We start from the raw sequence: 16,394 nt of genomic DNA on the forward strand, positions 1-16,394 counted from the left end.
GATGAGCGGCTTCGCCATCATCCCGGCAGCCCCCGTGCTGCTCGACGACATCGACCGGACCGAAACGGTCCGCACCGCCGGACTGCGCGCCAAGATCCGCGAGATCCTGGGCACCCACTCGAACTGGGCACTGCCTATCGACACCCTGCCTCCCGTGGCCGGGCTCGGCGGCTGGGGCATCGATCGCGGCCTCGACCTCCGCACCGACCGACTCCACACCGGTGGTGCCTGGGTCGAGCTCGTCGAATCTTTGACCGAGACCGAACGGTCCCTCGCCGAGGCGGTCGATTCCGCCATCATCGTCGCCCTCCTTCATGCTCATGCCACCGGAGTCGAGGTCGGAGCGCTCGGGTCGAGTGCGAATCTGCTGCTGCCCGTCGACCTGTCCGGAGCCGCGGCCGAAGAAGCTCCTCTGGCCCCGGTCGACGGAGCCGCAGAATTCGACACCGCGGTCGTCGCGGCACTCACCGCCGGCGCGACCCTTGAGGCGGCCGCCGTTGTCGACCTCTGTGCCCAGGGGGAGTCCATGCATGCGAATCTCTCCGTCCTTGAGGCCGGGATCCAACACCTCATCGAACAGGGCGCTGAGATCTCGTCAGTCGACGTGAGGTTCGACGAGCGCGTCCACGATGTGCGGTCACTGTGCGGTACAGGTTCCTGGACGGCAGCGGAGACTGGCGCTCTCCAACACCCGGGCGTGAATGACCGTGACTGAGCACCACGATCCGCCGCCGATCATCGCCGTCGTCGGAGCCACCGCCACCGGCAAGTCCGAGCTCGCCCTCGATCTGGCCGAGCGCCTCGGCGGGGAGATCATCAACACGGACTCGATGCAGTTCTACCGGGGGATGGACATCGGCACCGCGAAGCTGCCGGTCACGGAGCGCCGAGGCATCGTCCACCATCTCATCGACATCCTCGACGTCACGGAAGAGGCGAACGTCCAGGACTTCCAAGCGCGTGCGCGGGCCGCCATCGCGCAGGTGCGTGAACATGGGCACCGACCGATCCTCGTCGGCGGGTCCGGGCTCTACGTCCGCGCCGCCGTCGATCATATGGAATTCCCCGGCACCGATCCGGCTGTCCGTGCCCGTCTCGAAGCAGAAGCCTCAGCCGATCGCTGGAGCCTGCACAAGAAGCTGCGGGAACTCGACCCGACCGCAGCCGCGAAGATCACCGTGAACGATCAGCGGCGCATCGCCCGGGCCCTCGAAGTCATCGAACTCACCGGACGCCCCTTCAGCGCCCAGCTGCCCGACTACCAGGAGATCGAACCGACGATCCACCTCGGGCTGAGCATGGACCGGACCGTCCTCCACGAACGCATTGCGACCCGTGTCGGACTCATGTGGGACCACGGCTGGGTCGACGAGGTCCGTGACCTCCTCGACCACGGACTGGCGGAGGGCAAGACCGCGTCCCGAGCCATCGGCTATGCCCAGATCCGGCGCCACCTCGCCGGGGAGCTCACCGTCGCCGAGGCGCAGGAGGAAACCACGATCAGGACCCGTCAGTTCGCCCGACGGCAGGACACCTGGTTCCGCCGGGACCCGCGCATCCACTGGATCGACGGCAGCGCCGCCGACACCGAACAGAACCTGGCAGCAGCGCTCAAGGTGCTCACTGAGCCCTGATCGGCGTCCGCCGACGCAGGTTCGACTGACGGTACGCCACTTCGCTCCGGCCTCTGTCCGGCTCGCCACTTCGCTCCGGCATGTGCTCGGCTCGCCACTTCGCTCCGGCCTCTGCTCGGCTCGTCACTCCGCTCCCGCATGTGCCCGGTTCTCGGTCTGCGGTCGCTTGTTCGCTTCGACGTCGATGCCGCGCATCCCCATGAGCACAAGCGATGCCAGGAGCAGCACCGCTCCGACGAACACATAGATCAGCTGCGGACTCCATCCTCCGTCGAGCAGGGCACCGGTGGCCGTCGGAGCGATGATGGCGCCGAATCGCCCGATTCCGATGCCCCATCCTGCGCCCGTCGACCGCAGCGTCGACGGGTACGATTGCGGCGTCAGCACGTAGAGTCCGGCGATGCAGCCGTTGATCGACATGCCGACAAGCACACCGAAGACCACGACGACTGCGATCCACTGCGCCATGAAAATGAAGATCGCCATGAGCACGGCAGCCACCACCGAGAACGTCATGAGTACGGTTCGCGTGGACCAGCGTGAGGTGAAGAGGCCGAAGACCACAGAACCGATGGCCCCGCCCAAGGTGAGACCGACGGTGACGATCATCGACAGGGTGTCTGTCAGACCGGTTTCGTGCATGAGCCGTGGAGTCCACGAATTCACGAAGTAGAACCCGAACATGATGATGAAGAACGTCGTCCAGACGACGAAGGTGACGCGGCGGTTCTGGCGATTGAACAGAGCCATGATTCCCGTCCCGGAGTCCGCTCCTCCAGCAGATGCGGCCGGCCTGGCATCGATATCGACGGGCTCGTCGAAACCGAGCCTGCGGGCGATGACTTCGAGCTTGGCCTGCGAATTGTGCGGCTTCCTGTTGTAGAGGAACGACGGGGACTCCGGTACCAAGAAGATGACCAGCAGGAGTGAGAAGACGGCCAGCGCACCGCCGAGGACGAACACCGATCGCCAGCCGGAGCTCGCGATGAGCGCGACCATCACGGATCCGCCGATCGCCGCACCGATTCCGTACCCCGCTGCATAGATGCTGATGACCAGGCCGCGACGCTTGCGTGAGGAGTATTCGGCTGAGATGACGTTGGTGGCAACCAGAATGCCTCCGATGCCCAAGCCGGTGACGATCCGCCACAGACCGAGCTGATTCGCCGAGGTTGCGGTTGCGGACATGAAGAGACCGATCGCATTGATGATGATGGCGATCACGATCATGTTCCTGCGCCCGATTCGGTCTGCCACCGGGCCGAGCACCAGGGCTCCGACGGCCATGCCGAAGAGCGCCGCGCTCATGACGAGTCCGAGAGCAGTCCCGGTAAGTCCGAATTCTTCGGTCACCTGATTGGAGGAGAAGGAGATGGCCAGGACGTCATAGCCGTCCAAGGCGTTGAGAAGTGTGCAGATCGCGACGATCAGCCATTGGTAGAAGGACATCGGCGAGTTGTCGATGCGAGTGCGTAGATCCACGAGAAGTCTCCGTCATTGTGAGGTCTGGTGAAGAGCAGGAACGTCGCCCCGATGCGACTTCCCTATACAGAGTCCCTATGATGATAGTGAAAATGAGATGCCAGTCACGCTAGCATCGCCCGAGCCGCAGGGCAATGGTTCGCGGCCAGGGCTCACTCCGGGGAGGCGATGCGCAAAGTACCTATGGACTGAGGCAAATACCTATGCGTATAGTGACTCACGGAACCCATTGAAGTGTTCGTGAAAGGCGGCCTCGTGGTCACAGCAACCGGAACTCAGCTCGTTGACGACTACTCACTCGAAATGACGGGCAAGGACGTCGAGAAGCTGCGTGAAGCGGCTCCTGCCATACCACCAGGCACTCGCGTCAACGTCACCTTCCTCGGCAACGAGGAGCTCGCGATGCGAGTCAACGCTGCGAAGGTGGTCCGCGAGCTGGGCTTCGTTCCGGTTCCGCACATCTCCGCGCGCAGACTGAAATCGCCAGCTGAGCTTGAAGACTTCCTCGGCGAACTTCAGCAGGTGGGGGCTTCGGAGCGCGTATTCGTCGTCGCCGGAGACCCGAAGGAACCGGAAGGACCCTACGCCGATTCGCTGTCGGTCATCGATACCGGAATTCTGCCGAACTACGGCGTGACCGAGGTCGGCATCGCCGGATACCCGGAAGGTCACCCCGATATCGCAACGAACGACCTGTGGTCTCATATGGAGGCAAAGACCCAGTCCCTGAAAGCCCAAGGGCTGGACCGTGTGGTCCTCACCCAGTTCGCCTTCGATGCCGACCGGGTCTGTACGTGGATCCGGGAGACCCGGGAGCACGGAATCGACTCCCTCATCCGCATCGGAACGCCCGGCCCAGCCGGAATCAAGCGGCTGCTCGGATATGCGGGCCGATTCGGGGTCGGGACAAGCGCCTCGATCGTCAAGAAGTACGGATTCTCCCTCACCAATCTTCTCGGCACGGCAGGCCCCGACAGGTTCCTCACCGAGCTGGCAGGCGAAATCGACGACCCGAGCAGGAACGACGGCCCGCACAGGAGCAACATCAAGGTGCACTTCTACACCTTCGGCGGCCTGCTCAACACGGCCCAATGGGTCAGCGACTTCTCGCCCGGACTCTAGGGGGCCCACGCCGAACGAGAAGTGCTGTCAGCGACCACCAGCAAGAACGCGACCATCAGCAAGAATCAGAACAGAGAGGTTCACATCCCATGACCGACAATCTCCAGCAGCTCCTCGAGACCACGAACCCGGTCGACCTGCTCCGCAATTCCCAGATCGGGTCATACATCTATCCGGTCGTCCCCGCTGACTTCAGCAACTGGATCAAGGAACAGCGGGCATGGCGGGAGACCGCAGTCCTCTACGACCAATCACATCACATGGACAACGTGTTCCTGCGCGGCTCCGACGCCATCAAGCTCATCTCCGACACCGCCATCAACTCAACGGCGAAGTTCGCGGTGAACAAGGCCAAGCAGTACGTTCCGACGACGGCCTCGGGCCATGTCATCGGCGACGGCATCCTCTTCCACGAGGCCGAAGACGAGTACGTCTACGTCGGACGCGCCCCGGCGTCGAACTGGCTGCTCTACCACGGCGAGACCGGCGGCTACTCGAACCTCGACATCGAGATCGATCGTCGTTCGCCCTCGCGCCCGTATGGCGACGCGGTCTCACGGCAGTACTGCCGATTCCAGATTCAGGGTCCGAACGCGTGGAGCATCATTGAGAAGCTCAACGGCGGCCCGCTCGAGAAGCTCGGCTTCTTCAACATGTCGACGATGTCGATCGCCGGCAAGCAGGTCCGCACGCTGCGGCACGGAATGGCCGGCGCTCCGGGCCTCGAGGTCTGGGGCCCCTACGAAGACCACCACCTGATCCGCGATGCCATCGTCGAGGCGGGAGCCGAGTTCGGCCTCCTGCCGGTCGGGGCTCGCGCCTACCCGTCGAACACCCTCGAATCCGGCTGGATCCCTTCGCCGCTGCCGGCGATCTACACCGGCGAGGAAGAGCGCGGTTTCCGCGAATGGCTCGGTGTCGACAGCTACGAAGCGACAGGAACGCTGGCCGGATCGTTCGTCTCGGAGAACATCGAAGACTACTACCTGACCCCGTGGGAGCTCGGCTATGGCTCCTTCGTCAAGTTCGACCACGACTTCATCGGCCGCAGCGCCCTGGAGAAGATGGATCCGGCGAAGCAGCGTCGGAAGGTCACCCTCGCCTGGGACGCCGACGACCTCGGCCAGGTGCTGTCCTCGCCGCTCAATGTCGACGGTCCGAACTACAAGTACTTCGATCTGCCGCTGGCGAACTACGGTTCGGCGAACTACGACTCGGTCATCGACGCCGAGGGCAACACAGTCGGCTTCTCGATGTTCACCGGATACTCGGCCAACGAACGTCGCGGACTGTCACTGGCCGTGATCGATCCAGAAGTTCCCGAAGGCGCGGAGCTCAAGGTCGTGTGGGGCGAGCCGAACGGAGGCACCTCGAAGGCATCGGTCGAGCCGCACGAGCAGACCGAGGTTCGTGCTGTTGTCAGCCCGGTCCCGTATTCGACGGTCGCACGTCAGACGTATAAGGGCGGTTGGCGGACCGGCTACACGAACTGACACCGCTATCCTGAGAGGGCCCGGACTTCGGTTCGGGCCCTCAATGCGTTCGACTACAGGGAGATTCAGACCTATGAGCCTACGCAGTGCCCTCCTCGTGCTCCTGCGGATAGCACCCATGTCCGGCTACGAGCTGCAGAAGCAGTTCTCGCAGTCCGTCGGATACGTCTGGCACGCTCCGGACTCGCAGATCTATCCCGAGCTGAGGAAGATGGCCAAGGAAGGACTCGTCGAGCCCGAAGAGCAGACCCGGGGGAGCGTGGCCACCCGGCGGGTGTATCACGTCACGGATGCCGGTGAGGACAACTTCGCCGAATGGATGCGCACTCCGCTGAAGTATCAGCGCACGCGTGACGCTGCGCATCTCAAAGCCGCGTATCTGGAATCAGCCGATCATGAGACCCGAACAGCCTTCCTCAACGATCACATCGCCCATTGGACTTCTGAACTGAAGTGTTGGGAAGACGAGATCGACAAGATCGACACACTGACCACACCTATGCTCCAGCGGCGACTGGAAGTGACCCGCCCCGAAGACCGCGAGAAGACGATCGCGTTCAAGCGATTCGCCTATGAAGGACTGGCCGAGAAGGCACGAACCGAGATCGCGTGGGCGCAGAGGGGCCTCGAGCTGGCGAAGAGATTCGGTCCCTGATCGGAGACTGTATCGAGCCGCCGAGGTCCACCGATAGGATGGTGCCATGAGCACTCCGGATACCCCGTTCGCCGCCTGGACCGATGTCTCCTTCCTCAAGGGACACGGCACGCAGAATGACTTCGTCCTGCTGTCCGACGATGACAGCGAACTCGAGATGCATCCGGAAACCGTGGCCACACTGGCCGACCGGCGAGCCGGGCTCGGCGCCGACGGCATCATCCGCATCGTCCGGTCCGCCGCCAGCGGCATCCCCGGCGCAGCCGAGCAGGCCGCAGCCGGCGCCGAATGGTTCATGGACTACTACAACAACGACGGCAGCCTGTCCGAGATGTGCGGCAACGGTGTGCGTGTCTTCGCCCACGTGCTCGTGACCAGCGGTCGCGTTCCGGCCGATACCCGCGACATCCTCGTCGGCACCCGCGACGGAATCAAAACCGTGCGCACCACCCTCAACCCGGCACTCGGCGTCCAGACCGGCGACGACGTCGTCGGCACGGGAGCGTCGGGACCCGGCTCGGCCAGCGACGCCTGGTACACGATCGACATGGGCGACTGGTCACTCGACCCGTCGAGCTCGGTGCTCGTGACCACCGGCGGCGTCGAAGTCGCTCGACCCGGACTGCGCGTGTCCACCGGCAATCCGCATACGGTCGTCGCGCTGGCCGAACACTCCGAACTCTCTGCCGCCGATCTGCGTGACGCCCCGGTCCTCGACCCGGTGCCCGCGGACGGTTCGAACGTCGAATACATCGTCATGGAGCCCGCTCGCTCCGACGTTGCCGGAGGAGAGGGCGCACTGCGCATGCGGGTGTTCGAACGCGGAGTCGGCGAGACCCGCTCCTGCGGCACCGGCGCATGCGCCGCAGCGATCGCCGCCCACCACTGGGCGGGGGAGACCTCGCCGCTGCAGTGGCGCGTCGACGTGCCCGGCGGACAGCTGCGCATCGAGATCGACCCGAACCCCGAGGGCACGAGCGGACGTGTCAGCCTCGCGGGCCCCGCGACCCTCGTCGCCAGCGGCACCATCAGCTGAGGCGCGAGCGGACCGCACTTCGTACGCGCAGCCGAGCCCGACCTCGGCGAGGGAAGACCTCAGCCTCGGCGCGGAATGACGTGTCGAACCGAAGACTCAGCCGCGGTGGACGGTGAGGACGCGAAAGCCCTTCGACGAACCCGTGCGTTCGATCGTGAACCCGTCCCCGAGCATCTGCGCGATCCATTTCTGCAGGGAATCGGCCCCGAGGTTCTTCGACACGACGAGATCGGCCCGACCGCCCGGCGCCAGTCGCGGCAGCCAGGTCTCAAGCAGTTCGTGGAGGGCGGCCTTGCCGATGCGGATCGGGGGATTGGACCGGATGGCGGAGAACTGGAGGTCCGCGGGGATCTGCTCGGCGGTGACGGGAGCAATCGAATCGAGTCCGAGCCGGCGCGCGTTCGCCGCTGTCGTCTCCAGGGACCGGGAGTTCACGTCGAGTGCCCACACTCGCAGGGCCACCTCGGCGTCCTTGGCCTCCAATGCGGTGTGCAGGGCGATCGGCCCCCACCCGCAGCCGAGGTCGAGGACATCACCGGTCGGCGGTTCGGGCAGATGCCGCAGCAGCACGGCGGTGCCGAGATCGAGGCGAGTCGGTGAGAACGTGCCTGATACGGTTTCGACGGTGACCTCGCGGCCGGCCAATTCGAGGCGCAGTTCGCGGGTCTTGGCCTCACTGCTCGGAGATTCGGTGAAATAGTGCTCTGACACCACTTCAGTCTAGACGGCTGTGGGAGAATTGATGGACACCATCGTCGGTGCGATGCGCCACCGTCGGTGCGCAGCAGGACCACGCCCACACGATCAGTACCGTGCGGGCGGCAGAGAACAAAGGAATGAATGACGTCTGAAGACAAGGAGCGTCGCAACGCGATGCTCGACCGTGTGCTCTCCCGAGGCGCCCAGGCCCTGGACGATCACGACACCACCCGCGAGGACGACCAGTTCGACCTCGCCGAGCGTGCCGCACTCACCCGTGTGGCCGGACTCTCCACCGAACTCGAAGACATCACCGAGGTCGAATACCGCCAGGTCCGACTCGAACGCGTCGTGCTCGCCGGCATCTGGAACACCACTCAGGCCGAAGCCGAGAACTCGATCCGTGAGCTCGCGGCGCTGGCCGAAACCGCCGGTTCGGACGTCCTCGACGCGCTCATCCAACGCCGTGACAAACCGGACCCCGGCACCTACCTCGGCAAAGGCAAGGCGAACGAACTCGCCGAGATCGTCGCCTCCGTCGGCGCCGACACCGTGATCATCGACTCCGAGCTCGCCCCCAGCCAGCGTCGCGGCCTCGAGGACGTCATCAAGGTCAAGGTCGTCGACCGTGTCGCCCTCATCCTCGACATCTTCGCCCAGCATGCGAAATCCCGTGAAGGCAAGGCCCAGGTCGAACTCGCCCAACTCGAATACCTCCTGCCGCGCCTGCGCGGTTGGGGCGAGTCGCTGTCCCGGCAGGCCGGCGGTCGTGTCGCCGGCGGTGCCGGAATCGGCTCCCGCGGACCCGGTGAGACGAAGATCGAACTCGACCGCCGCCGCATCCGCACCCGCATGTCCAAACTGCGCCGTGAGATCGCCGCAATGGCCCCGTCACGGGAGACGAAGCGGAAGAACCGCGCCCGCCACCATGTGCCCTCGGCCGCGATCGTCGGATACACGAACGCGGGCAAGTCCTCCCTGCTCAACCGGCTCACCGATGCCGAGGTGATGGTGCAGAACGCGCTGTTCGCCACCCTCGACCCGACCGTCCGACAGGCGAAGACCGCCGACGGCATCGTCTTCACCTACACCGACACCGTCGGTTTCGTCCGCAACCTGCCCCACCAGCTCGTCGAAGCCTTCCGCTCGACGCTCGAGGAGGCCGCCGGTTCGGATCTGCTCCTCCACGTCGTCGACGCCTCCCACCCGGACCCGCACGGGCAGATCCACGCCGTGCGCGAAGTCCTCAAAGACGTCGAGACCGGGGACATCCCCGAACTCCTCGTGTTCAACAAGTCCGATCTCGCCGAGGAGGCCGTGATCACCGGTCTGCGCGCGGAATATCCGAAGGCGCAGTTCGTCTCGGCCGTGACGAGGGAAGGCATCGACGCCCTCGTCGAGGCCATCGAGAGTCGGCTTCCCGCCCCGGACATCGACATGACGCTGCTCGTCCCCTATGAACGCGGCGACCTCGTGTCGAAGATCTACGCCCTGGGCACCGTCGAACACGAATCCCACGGGTCCGAAGGCACGAGCCTGCAGGTGAAGGTGCCGGCCGAAATCGTCGACGAGCTGCGTGAGTTCCAGCGTCCGGACCTGGTCATCGACGAGTGAAGGCTGTCGACGACCTCCTCGAATCCGCCGTTGGGGCCATCGGCGGATCGCCCAGGCAGGGTCAGCAGGATATGGCTCAAGCGGTCGCCTCGGCGGTCGACAAAGGCATCCACCTGCTCGTGCAGGCCGGCACCGGCACGGGCAAGTCCCTGGCCTACCTCGTGCCGGCGGCCGAATACGTCAATCGCACCGGCGGGAAGGTCGTCGTATCGACAGCGACCCTGGCGCTGCAGACGCAGATCATCCACCGTGACCTGCCGCGTCTGTTCAAAGCCGTGAAGAAGGACCTCGACCCGCTGCCGAGGGCCGCTCTGCTCAAGGGCCGACGGAACTATGTATGCAAGCACAAGCTCTCCGGCGGGTACCCCGACGAAGGCGAAGGAATGCTCTTCGACCTCGGTGCTGACGCCGAGGCGGGACGCAAACCGGCCGAACGCTCCGGCCTGGGCGAGGAGATCCAGAGGATCCGCACCTGGGAGAAGACCACAGACACCGGTGACCGTGATGACCTCATGCCCGGTGTCAGCGACCGCGCCTGGTCGCAGGTGTCCGTCAACGCCTTCGACTGCCTCGGATCGAACTGCCCCCTGTTCACCGAATGCTTCGCTGAGATCGCCCGGAACAAGGCCGCCGAGGCGGACATCGTCGTGACCAACCATGCGCTGCTGGCCATCGACGCCTTCGGCGAATCGAACGTGCTGCCCGAACACGATGTCATCATCATCGACGAGGCCCACGAGCTCAAGGACCGGGTGACCAACGCCCTGTCCGGGCAGATCAACACGAGCATGCTCTCGGCCGCGACGAGTTCGGTGCGCAAACACACCACCGTCCAGGACGGGGTCGTCTCCCTTCTCGACTCCGCTGCGGCGGCACTCGAACGCGCACAGTCCTCGGTGCCCGAAGGACTCATCCTCCATATGAGCGAAGCCCTCGGGCTGGCATTGACGCAGATCCGCGACTCCGCCCGACAGATCATCAACGACATCGGAGGCAAGACCGAAGACGCCGATGCCGGCCGGCAGATGGCCAAGGCCCGGTGTCAGGAGATCTTCGAACTCGCCGAACGCTTCTGCGATCCGGGCAAGAACGACGTCATCTGGCTCTCGCGGTCGACATTCCGGGAGAAGGAGACGACGAACCTCGTCGTCGCACCCCTGAGTGTGGCCGGGACCATGCGCTCGGGCATCTTCGAAGAGTCCACCGTCGTGGCCACCTCGGCGACTCTGTCCTTGGGCGGGAACTTCGACGCGGTCGCCGCATCCTTGGGACTCTTCGGCCCCGACGCCCCGAAATGGGACAGCCTCGACGTCGGCTCGCCCTTCGACTACGGCAGACAGGGCATCCTCTACGTCGCCTCCCACCTGCCCAAACCCGGACGCAGCGGCCTGAGCGACGAAGCGCTCACCGAACTCGAAGAGCTCGTCAGAGCCTCGAACGGCGGGGCACTGGGACTGTTCTCCTCTCGGGCGGCGGCCAATGCCGCAGCCGAACACCTGCGGGAGAAATTCGATTTTCCGATCCTGCTCCAAGGAGATGACGGCCTGCCCGCACTCGTCTCCCAATTCACCGCCGATGACCAGACCTGCCTGTTCGGCACCATGTCACTCTGGCAGGGAGTCGACGTGCCGGGCCGGACGAACCGGCTGGTCATCATCGACCGGCTGCCGTTCCCGCGCCCCGACGACCCGCTCATGCAGGCCCGCGCGCGGGATGCCGATCAGCGGGGTGTCAACGGCTTCATGGCCGTCTCCGCCACACATGCCGCGCTGCGTCTGGCACAGGGAGCGGGTCGGCTCATCCGCTCGACCAAGGACAGGGGAGTGGTGGCCGTGCTCGATTCGCGGCTGCGTTCGGCCCGGTACTCCGGCTTCCTCGTCAACTCGATGCCGCGGATGTGGCCGACGACGAACGCTCAGCTCGTGCGCACGAGCCTGGCCCGCCTCGCCGAGTCCGAAACGGAATGACTAGGCACTGCGCCTCGACGACCGATCGCTCCGCCTGAATGGCAGAACGCCTGCGACCGATCCGGTCGCAGGCGTTCTGTGTTCGAGCGTTGAGTGCCGGGGCCGCCGGCAGTGTGCTCAGAGGCGGCGGATGACAGCGACGACGAGCCCCATGATCTGGGCGTAGGTGCCGTCGATCGGCTCATAGTTCTCGTTCTGCGGCATCAGCCACTGCTCACCCGCCTTGCGCTTGAGCGTCTTCACGGTCGCCTCGCCGTCGAGCAGCGCCGCAACGATCTGGCCGTTGTCCGCGGTGTGCTGCTTGCGCACGACCACCCAGTCGTCGTGGCAGATGGCGGCTTCGATCATCGAATCGCCGACGACCTTGAGCAGGAACATCTCACCGGAGCCGACGACCTGCGTCGGCAGCGAGAAGATGTCATCGACTTCCTGTTCGGCGAGGATCGGGCCACCGGCGGCGATCCGTCCGACGACCGGCACCTGCACGGTGTTGTTGGCAAGCTCTTCGAACTTCGCCCGCTCCGCCTCTTCCTCTTCGAACGGATTGACGACCTCGATGGCGCGCGGGCGCTTCGGATCGCGGCGGACATAACCGAGACGTTCGAGCTGGGAGAGCTGGTGGGCCACGCTCGAGAGCGAAGCGAGTCCGGCGGCCTTGCCGATCTCGCGCATGCTCGGCGGGTAGCCGTTGGTCACGACAGCGCGTTCGATGGTTTCGAGCACGAGACGCTGACGTGGGGTGAGGCGGAAGTCGTCTTCGCCGGTCGAACCCTCAGGGATCTGAATCTCGTCGTCATCGCTGCGAGCGGCAGCGATCTCACTGGCAACATCTTCGTTGCGAGGCCGGCCTCTGCCTCGTTTGTTCTGAACCATTGCTCGTTTCCCTTCGTTCTATTCCCTGCCGCTGGACGCCGTGATCTCCGCTTCGAAGATACTCGTGTCAGTGCCGGCTGAGATGGTTCTGACAGATCAATCAACAACGCTGGTTCCCTCTCATTGTCGCATAGATGTTCGAGTTGGACTGGACATTTGTTCGATTGGCATGTTGAATAGAACAGACGTTCTACCGATTGCTGGTGGAATCGTACGAATGAAAGAGGTAATGCGATGTCTGCACAGAACACCGGGCTGCGCCTGACCACTCGTGGACGCCAGGCGGTTCGCCTTCTCCGGACCCTGCTCATTGCTCTCGTCGTCATCGGCGGAGCGCTCCTCCTCGCCACCCAGTCGTTCTCGGCCGCAGCGGTCGCCGAACCGGAATCCGAGAGCATCGGCATCGAAGCCGACGCGGTCGTCGTCGGTGAAGGCGAGTCGCTGTGGACCGTGGCCTCGAGCCTCGGACTTGATCGCGATACCCGCGATGTCGTGGCCGATATCGTCGACATCAACCATCTGACGACTCCGACCGTCCACCCTGGCCAGACCCTCGACGTCCCCGTCCGCTGAGGGCCGGCCGGGTGAGACCGGCAGCCGCGCAGCGTGGCAACGTGCGAGGTCGCCGGGGAGCTGCTTTCGGCCGCATCGGGCCGGAGCTCCGATGTCGGATCTCGAGGCTCGACCCGCCGCCGGAGCGGTGGGAGTCTCTCGGTAGACTGATCGCGTGGGAAACATCGAATCTTTGCCAGTGCGTGCCGACCTCGTCGGGCTCAAGCCCTACGGGGCTCCGCACCTCGACGTGCCGGTCCAGCTCAACGTCAATGAGAACGCCTATCCGCTCCCGGACGTCGTCGTCGACAGCATGCGTGCCGCCGTCAACAATCACTTCTCCGGGCTCAACCGCTACCCGGACCGGGAATTCACTGCGCTGCGCGAACACCTCGTCACCTATCTCAACGGTGTCAACGAACGCGCAGGAGACACAGTCGCACTCGAACCCGGCATGATCTGGGCAGCCAACGGTTCGAACGAAGTCCTCAGCCACATCGTCCAGGCCTTCGGCGGCCCGGGCCGCACCGTCCTCGGCTTCACCCCGTCCTACTCCATGCATCCGCTCATCACGACCGGGACCGGAGCCGAATGGAGGCACGTCGACCGCAGGGACGACTTCACCCTCGACGCTGAGACCGTCGCCGCCGAGGTCGCACGGGTCGACCCCGATATCGTCTTCCTCTGCACCCCGAACAACCCGACAGGCACCTCGATCGGCCTCGACGTCATCGACGCCGCCTACGAGAACTGTTCGGGCATCGTCATCGTCGATGAGGCCTACGCGGAATTCTCCCGCCCGGCCGCATCCTCGGCGATGACCCTGCTCGACGGCCGTCCGCGCCTCGTCGTGTCCCGCACCATGAGCAAGGCCTTCGCCTGTGCCGGGCTGCGCTTGGGCTATGCCATCGCCGCCCCCGAACTCATCGACACCCTCCGCCTTGTCCGTCTGCCCTACCACCTGTCCGAGGTCACACAGGTCCTTGCCTGCACCGCCCTCGAACACGCCGACGTGCTGCTCGGCAACGTCGACCGGCTCATCGACTCCCGCAACCGCATGTCGGAGCATCTCGCTGAAGTCGGCTTCACCGTCCACGACAGCGATTCGAACTTCGTGCTCTTCGGCAACATCTCCTCACCGGCACGACTGTGGCAGGAGCTGCTCGACCGCGGCGTGCTCATCCGCGACATCGGCATCGCCGGCCACGCCCGCGTCAACGCCGGCACCGAGGATGAGACCGACGCGTTCCTTCGCGCCATCGATGAGATCCTCGCCGAGTCCCCGGACATCCTCGCCGAACGACCGACGTCTCCGCCCAGCTCAACGGCTCCCAGCGCGGCTCCCTCCGGCTCAGCTCCGTCATCCTCCGCCCCGACGAAAGGCACACCATGAGGCAGGCCCAGAACTCACGCACCACCTCCGAGTCCACGGTGTCCGTGTCCGTCGACCTCGACGGCACCGGCACCTCGAACATCTCGACCAGCGTGCCGTTCTTCGACCATATGCTCACCGCCCTGGCGAAGCACTCGATGATCGACCTCGACGTGACTGCCACCGGCGACACCCATATCGATGTCCACCACACCGTCGAAGACACGTCGATCGTGCTCGGCCAGACTCTGCGTGAAGCCCTCGGCGACAAGATCGGCATCCGTCGCTACGGCTTCGCCGCGGTTCCACTCGACGAAGCCCTGGCCCAGTGTGTCGTCGACGTCTCCGGTCGCCCCTACTTCGTCCACGCAGGCGAACCCGACGGTCAGCAGTACCACCTCATCGGCGGTCACTTCACCGGTTCGATGACCTCCCACTCGCTCGAATCCATCGCCTTCCACGGCGGACTGACCGTCCACCTCGACCTCGTGCGCGGTCGCGATCCGCACCACATCGTCGAAGCCCAGTTCAAGGCCTTCGCCCGTGCCCTGCGCGAAGCCGTGGAAGAAGACCCCCGCAGCAATTCCGTTCCCAGCACCAAGGGAGTCCTGTGAGCACGACCGTTCTCGTGACCCCCTTCGGGGTCGCCCAGCAGCTGGCCGCAGCCTGCGTGCTGTCGAACATCCACGGCACCATCGTTCCGATCGGGGAGTTCACCGGAATCGTCCTCGCCGACACCGATGTGCAGGCCGGCAACGAGGCGGCTGCCGCGATCTCGAAGCTCGCGGGCAAACATGAGGTCCTCCTCCTCGTCCGCAGTGAAGAGCAGATCGATGCCGGACATTACCGTCACGGCAACCGCGAATCCGATGTTCCCGCCGGGCTGGCTCTGAAGAACCTGCCCGATGTGCTCGAAGGTCTCCTGCTCGAAACCGTCGCCGCCGAAGACGTCGACGGCAATATCCCGACGAGTTCGATGACGAAGCTGCAGGCCAGCGCCGCCACCATGACGCCGGGACGTGCCGCGGTGGCCCGCACCGCGCTGCTGTGGATCGTCGCCGCGGTCCTCGCCGGTCTCGTCGCTGCCTTCGGCGTCGCATTGGGCCTCGGCGGCAACACCGTCGCCTGGGTCGTCGCCGTCTTCGGTGCCATCGTCCTCGGATTCTCCCTGTGGCGGATCTGGTCGGTGCTGAGCAAGGGCGCAAAGCGATGACGACGGTCGCGGTCCTCGACTACGGCGCCGGAAACGTCCGCTCCGCTGTGCGCGCGGCCGCTGCCGCCGGCGCCGAGGTGACACTGACGGCCGACCACGACGTCATCAACGACTCCGATGGTCTCCTCGTCCCCGGCGTCGGTGCCTTCTCCGCCGTCATGACGGGACTGCAGAACGTCGGGGGAGGCGAACTCATCCGGACCCGCCATGCACAGGGCCGTCCGCTGCTGGGCATCTGCGTGGGCCTGCAGGTGTTCTTCGCCCGAGGCGAGGAACACGGCGTGCAGACCGACGGCATCGGCCTGTGGCCGGGAGCCGTCACCGGCCTCAAGGCCCCGGTCGTTCCTCACATGGGCTGGTCGCAGGTCTCCGCGCCGGAGGACTCGCAGATGTTCGCCGGCATCCGCGAGGAGCGCTTCTACTTCGTCCACTCCTATGCCGCGACCCAGCCGCCTCCCGACACCAAGGTGACCACGGCCCGACACGGCAGCGACTTCATCGCCGCCGTCGAAGACGACACCACCTGGGCGGCCCAATTCCATCCGGAGAAATCCGCCGAAGCGGGAGCGCAGCTGCTGCGCAACTGGATCGGCACGTTCTCGTAGAGCCCCGCTCAGTTCCTGACCGAGCGCACCGACTAGCATTGCCCGAAACCCCTGGCACCCTTCGCAGAAAGGTCACA

At 65.1% G+C, this 16,394-nt stretch carries 16 protein-coding genes; 13 read left to right on the plus strand and 3 right to left on the minus strand.

The window, feature by feature from the left end; all coding sequences use genetic code 11:
* The first annotated feature begins 1 nt into the window (after nt 1).
* Together ACQE2J_RS07865 and miaA are read left to right on the plus strand one after the other, a co-directional pair.
* Complete coding sequence (locus ACQE2J_RS07865; protein WP_135539332.1) at nt 2-715, plus strand: hypothetical protein; 714 nt, start codon at nt 2-4, stop codon at nt 713-715.
* A complete protein-coding gene (gene miaA, locus ACQE2J_RS07870) occupies nt 702-1,634 on the plus strand; it encodes a tRNA (adenosine(37)-N6)-dimethylallyltransferase MiaA (RefSeq protein WP_135539330.1) in 933 nt (310 codons plus the stop codon). The genes ACQE2J_RS07865 and miaA overlap by 14 nt, the downstream gene beginning before the upstream one ends.
* A 123-nt stretch (nt 1,635-1,757) precedes the next feature.
* Here the strand turns inward: miaA and ACQE2J_RS07875 are convergent, their stop codons facing one another.
* Nucleotides 1,758-3,116 carry an MFS transporter gene (locus ACQE2J_RS07875; RefSeq protein WP_135539328.1) on the minus strand — a complete coding sequence of 453 codons (1,359 nt, stop codon included), beginning with the start codon at nt 3,114-3,116 and terminating at the stop codon, nt 1,758-1,760.
* A 255-nt stretch (nt 3,117-3,371) separates the two neighbouring features.
* On the opposite strand from ACQE2J_RS07875, the gene ACQE2J_RS07880 reads away from it, so the two are divergent.
* The 4 genes from ACQE2J_RS07880 (at nt 3,372) to dapF (ending at nt 7,422) form a co-directional block, all read left to right on the plus strand.
* A complete protein-coding gene (locus tag ACQE2J_RS07880) occupies nt 3,372-4,238 on the plus strand; it encodes a methylenetetrahydrofolate reductase (protein ID WP_240689731.1) in 867 nt (288 codons plus the stop codon).
* Nucleotides 4,239-4,327: 89 nt separating this feature from the next.
* Nucleotides 4,328-5,731: a vanillate/3-O-methylgallate O-demethylase gene (ligM, locus tag ACQE2J_RS07885; RefSeq protein ID WP_135539326.1), complete on the plus strand. Its 1,404-nt coding sequence runs from the start codon at nt 4,328-4,330 to the stop codon at nt 5,729-5,731.
* Between the two features lie 73 nt (nt 5,732-5,804).
* Nucleotides 5,805-6,386, plus strand: coding sequence for a PadR family transcriptional regulator (locus tag ACQE2J_RS07890; RefSeq protein WP_135539324.1), 582 nt, complete (start codon nt 5,805-5,807; stop codon nt 6,384-6,386).
* Nucleotides 6,387-6,432: 46 nt separating this feature from the next.
* Nucleotides 6,433-7,422: a diaminopimelate epimerase gene (dapF, locus tag ACQE2J_RS07895; protein WP_135539322.1), complete on the plus strand. Its 990-nt coding sequence runs from the start codon at nt 6,433-6,435 to the stop codon at nt 7,420-7,422.
* Between the two features lie 96 nt (nt 7,423-7,518).
* On the opposite strand, the gene ACQE2J_RS07900 is transcribed toward dapF, so the two are convergent.
* Entirely contained in the window at nt 7,519-8,133 is a 615-nt protein-coding gene (locus ACQE2J_RS07900; RefSeq protein WP_135539320.1) for a class I SAM-dependent methyltransferase, read from the minus strand.
* A 129-nt stretch (nt 8,134-8,262) separates the two neighbouring features.
* Between ACQE2J_RS07900 and hflX the strand changes: the two genes are divergently transcribed.
* Nucleotides 8,263-9,735: a GTPase HflX gene (hflX, locus tag ACQE2J_RS07905; RefSeq protein ID WP_135539318.1), complete on the plus strand. Its 1,473-nt coding sequence runs from the start codon at nt 8,263-8,265 to the stop codon at nt 9,733-9,735.
* Nucleotides 9,732-11,702: an ATP-dependent DNA helicase gene (locus tag ACQE2J_RS07910; protein WP_135539316.1), complete on the plus strand. Its 1,971-nt coding sequence runs from the start codon at nt 9,732-9,734 to the stop codon at nt 11,700-11,702. Before hflX ends, ACQE2J_RS07910 begins: the two co-directional genes overlap by 4 nt.
* Before the next feature lie 117 nt (nt 11,703-11,819).
* On the opposite strand, the gene lexA is transcribed toward ACQE2J_RS07910, so the two are convergent.
* Nucleotides 11,820-12,575: a transcriptional repressor LexA gene (gene lexA, locus ACQE2J_RS07915; RefSeq protein ID WP_135539314.1), complete on the minus strand. Its 756-nt coding sequence runs from the start codon at nt 12,573-12,575 to the stop codon at nt 11,820-11,822.
* A 234-nt stretch (nt 12,576-12,809) separates the two neighbouring features.
* On the opposite strand from lexA, the gene ACQE2J_RS07920 reads away from it, so the two are divergent.
* From ACQE2J_RS07920 to hisH, 5 genes are all read left to right on the plus strand, one after another.
* The gene (locus tag ACQE2J_RS07920) at nt 12,810-13,148 is read left to right on the plus strand and encodes a LysM peptidoglycan-binding domain-containing protein (protein ID WP_135539312.1); all 339 of its coding nucleotides are present in this window, start codon (nt 12,810-12,812) and stop codon (nt 13,146-13,148) included.
* Nucleotides 13,149-13,302: 154 nt separating this feature from the next.
* On the plus strand, nt 13,303-14,520 hold the full coding sequence (locus tag ACQE2J_RS07925) for a histidinol-phosphate transaminase (protein WP_425118768.1): 1,218 nt from the start codon (nt 13,303-13,305) through the stop codon (nt 14,518-14,520).
* The gene (gene hisB, locus ACQE2J_RS07930; RefSeq protein WP_135539308.1) at nt 14,517-15,113 is read left to right on the plus strand and encodes an imidazoleglycerol-phosphate dehydratase HisB; all 597 of its coding nucleotides are present in this window, start codon (nt 14,517-14,519) and stop codon (nt 15,111-15,113) included. Before ACQE2J_RS07925 ends, hisB begins: the two co-directional genes overlap by 4 nt.
* Nucleotides 15,110-15,712, plus strand: coding sequence for a hypothetical protein (locus ACQE2J_RS07935; protein WP_425118767.1), 603 nt, complete (start codon nt 15,110-15,112; stop codon nt 15,710-15,712). The genes hisB and ACQE2J_RS07935 overlap by 4 nt, the downstream gene beginning before the upstream one ends.
* Nucleotides 15,709-16,317 carry an imidazole glycerol phosphate synthase subunit HisH gene (gene hisH, locus ACQE2J_RS07940; RefSeq protein ID WP_426937398.1) on the plus strand — a complete coding sequence of 203 codons (609 nt, stop codon included), beginning with the start codon at nt 15,709-15,711 and terminating at the stop codon, nt 16,315-16,317. The genes ACQE2J_RS07935 and hisH overlap by 4 nt, the downstream gene beginning before the upstream one ends.
* Nucleotides 16,318-16,394: the final 77 nt, after the last annotated feature.

This window comes from Brevibacterium sp. LE-L, from assembly GCF_050214925.1.
Taxonomy (GTDB): domain Bacteria; phylum Actinomycetota; class Actinomycetes; order Actinomycetales; family Brevibacteriaceae; genus Brevibacterium.

Bases quoted from the DNA above. Each gene is read 5' to 3' on its own strand.
- ACQE2J_RS07865 (WP_135539332.1), top strand. From the start codon at position 2: ATGAGCGGCTTCGCCATCATCCCGGCAGCCCCCGTGCTGCTCGACGAC.
- miaA (WP_135539330.1), top strand. From the start codon at position 702: ATGACCGTGACTGAGCACCACGATCCGCCGCCGATCATCGCCGTCGTC.
- ligM (WP_135539326.1), top strand. From the start codon at position 4,328: ATGACCGACAATCTCCAGCAGCTCCTCGAGACCACGAACCCGGTCGAC.
- ACQE2J_RS07890 (WP_135539324.1), top strand. From the start codon at position 5,805: ATGAGCCTACGCAGTGCCCTCCTCGTGCTCCTGCGGATAGCACCCATG.
- dapF (WP_135539322.1), top strand. From the start codon at position 6,433: ATGAGCACTCCGGATACCCCGTTCGCCGCCTGGACCGATGTCTCCTTC.
- hflX (WP_135539318.1), top strand. From the start codon at position 8,263: ATGACGTCTGAAGACAAGGAGCGTCGCAACGCGATGCTCGACCGTGTG.
- lexA (WP_135539314.1), bottom strand. From the start codon at position 12,575: ATGGTTCAGAACAAACGAGGCAGAGGCCGGCCTCGCAACGAAGATGTT.
- ACQE2J_RS07920 (WP_135539312.1), top strand. From the start codon at position 12,810: ATGTCTGCACAGAACACCGGGCTGCGCCTGACCACTCGTGGACGCCAG.
- hisB (WP_135539308.1), top strand. From the start codon at position 14,517: ATGAGGCAGGCCCAGAACTCACGCACCACCTCCGAGTCCACGGTGTCC.
- hisH (WP_426937398.1), top strand. From the start codon at position 15,709: ATGACGACGGTCGCGGTCCTCGACTACGGCGCCGGAAACGTCCGCTCC.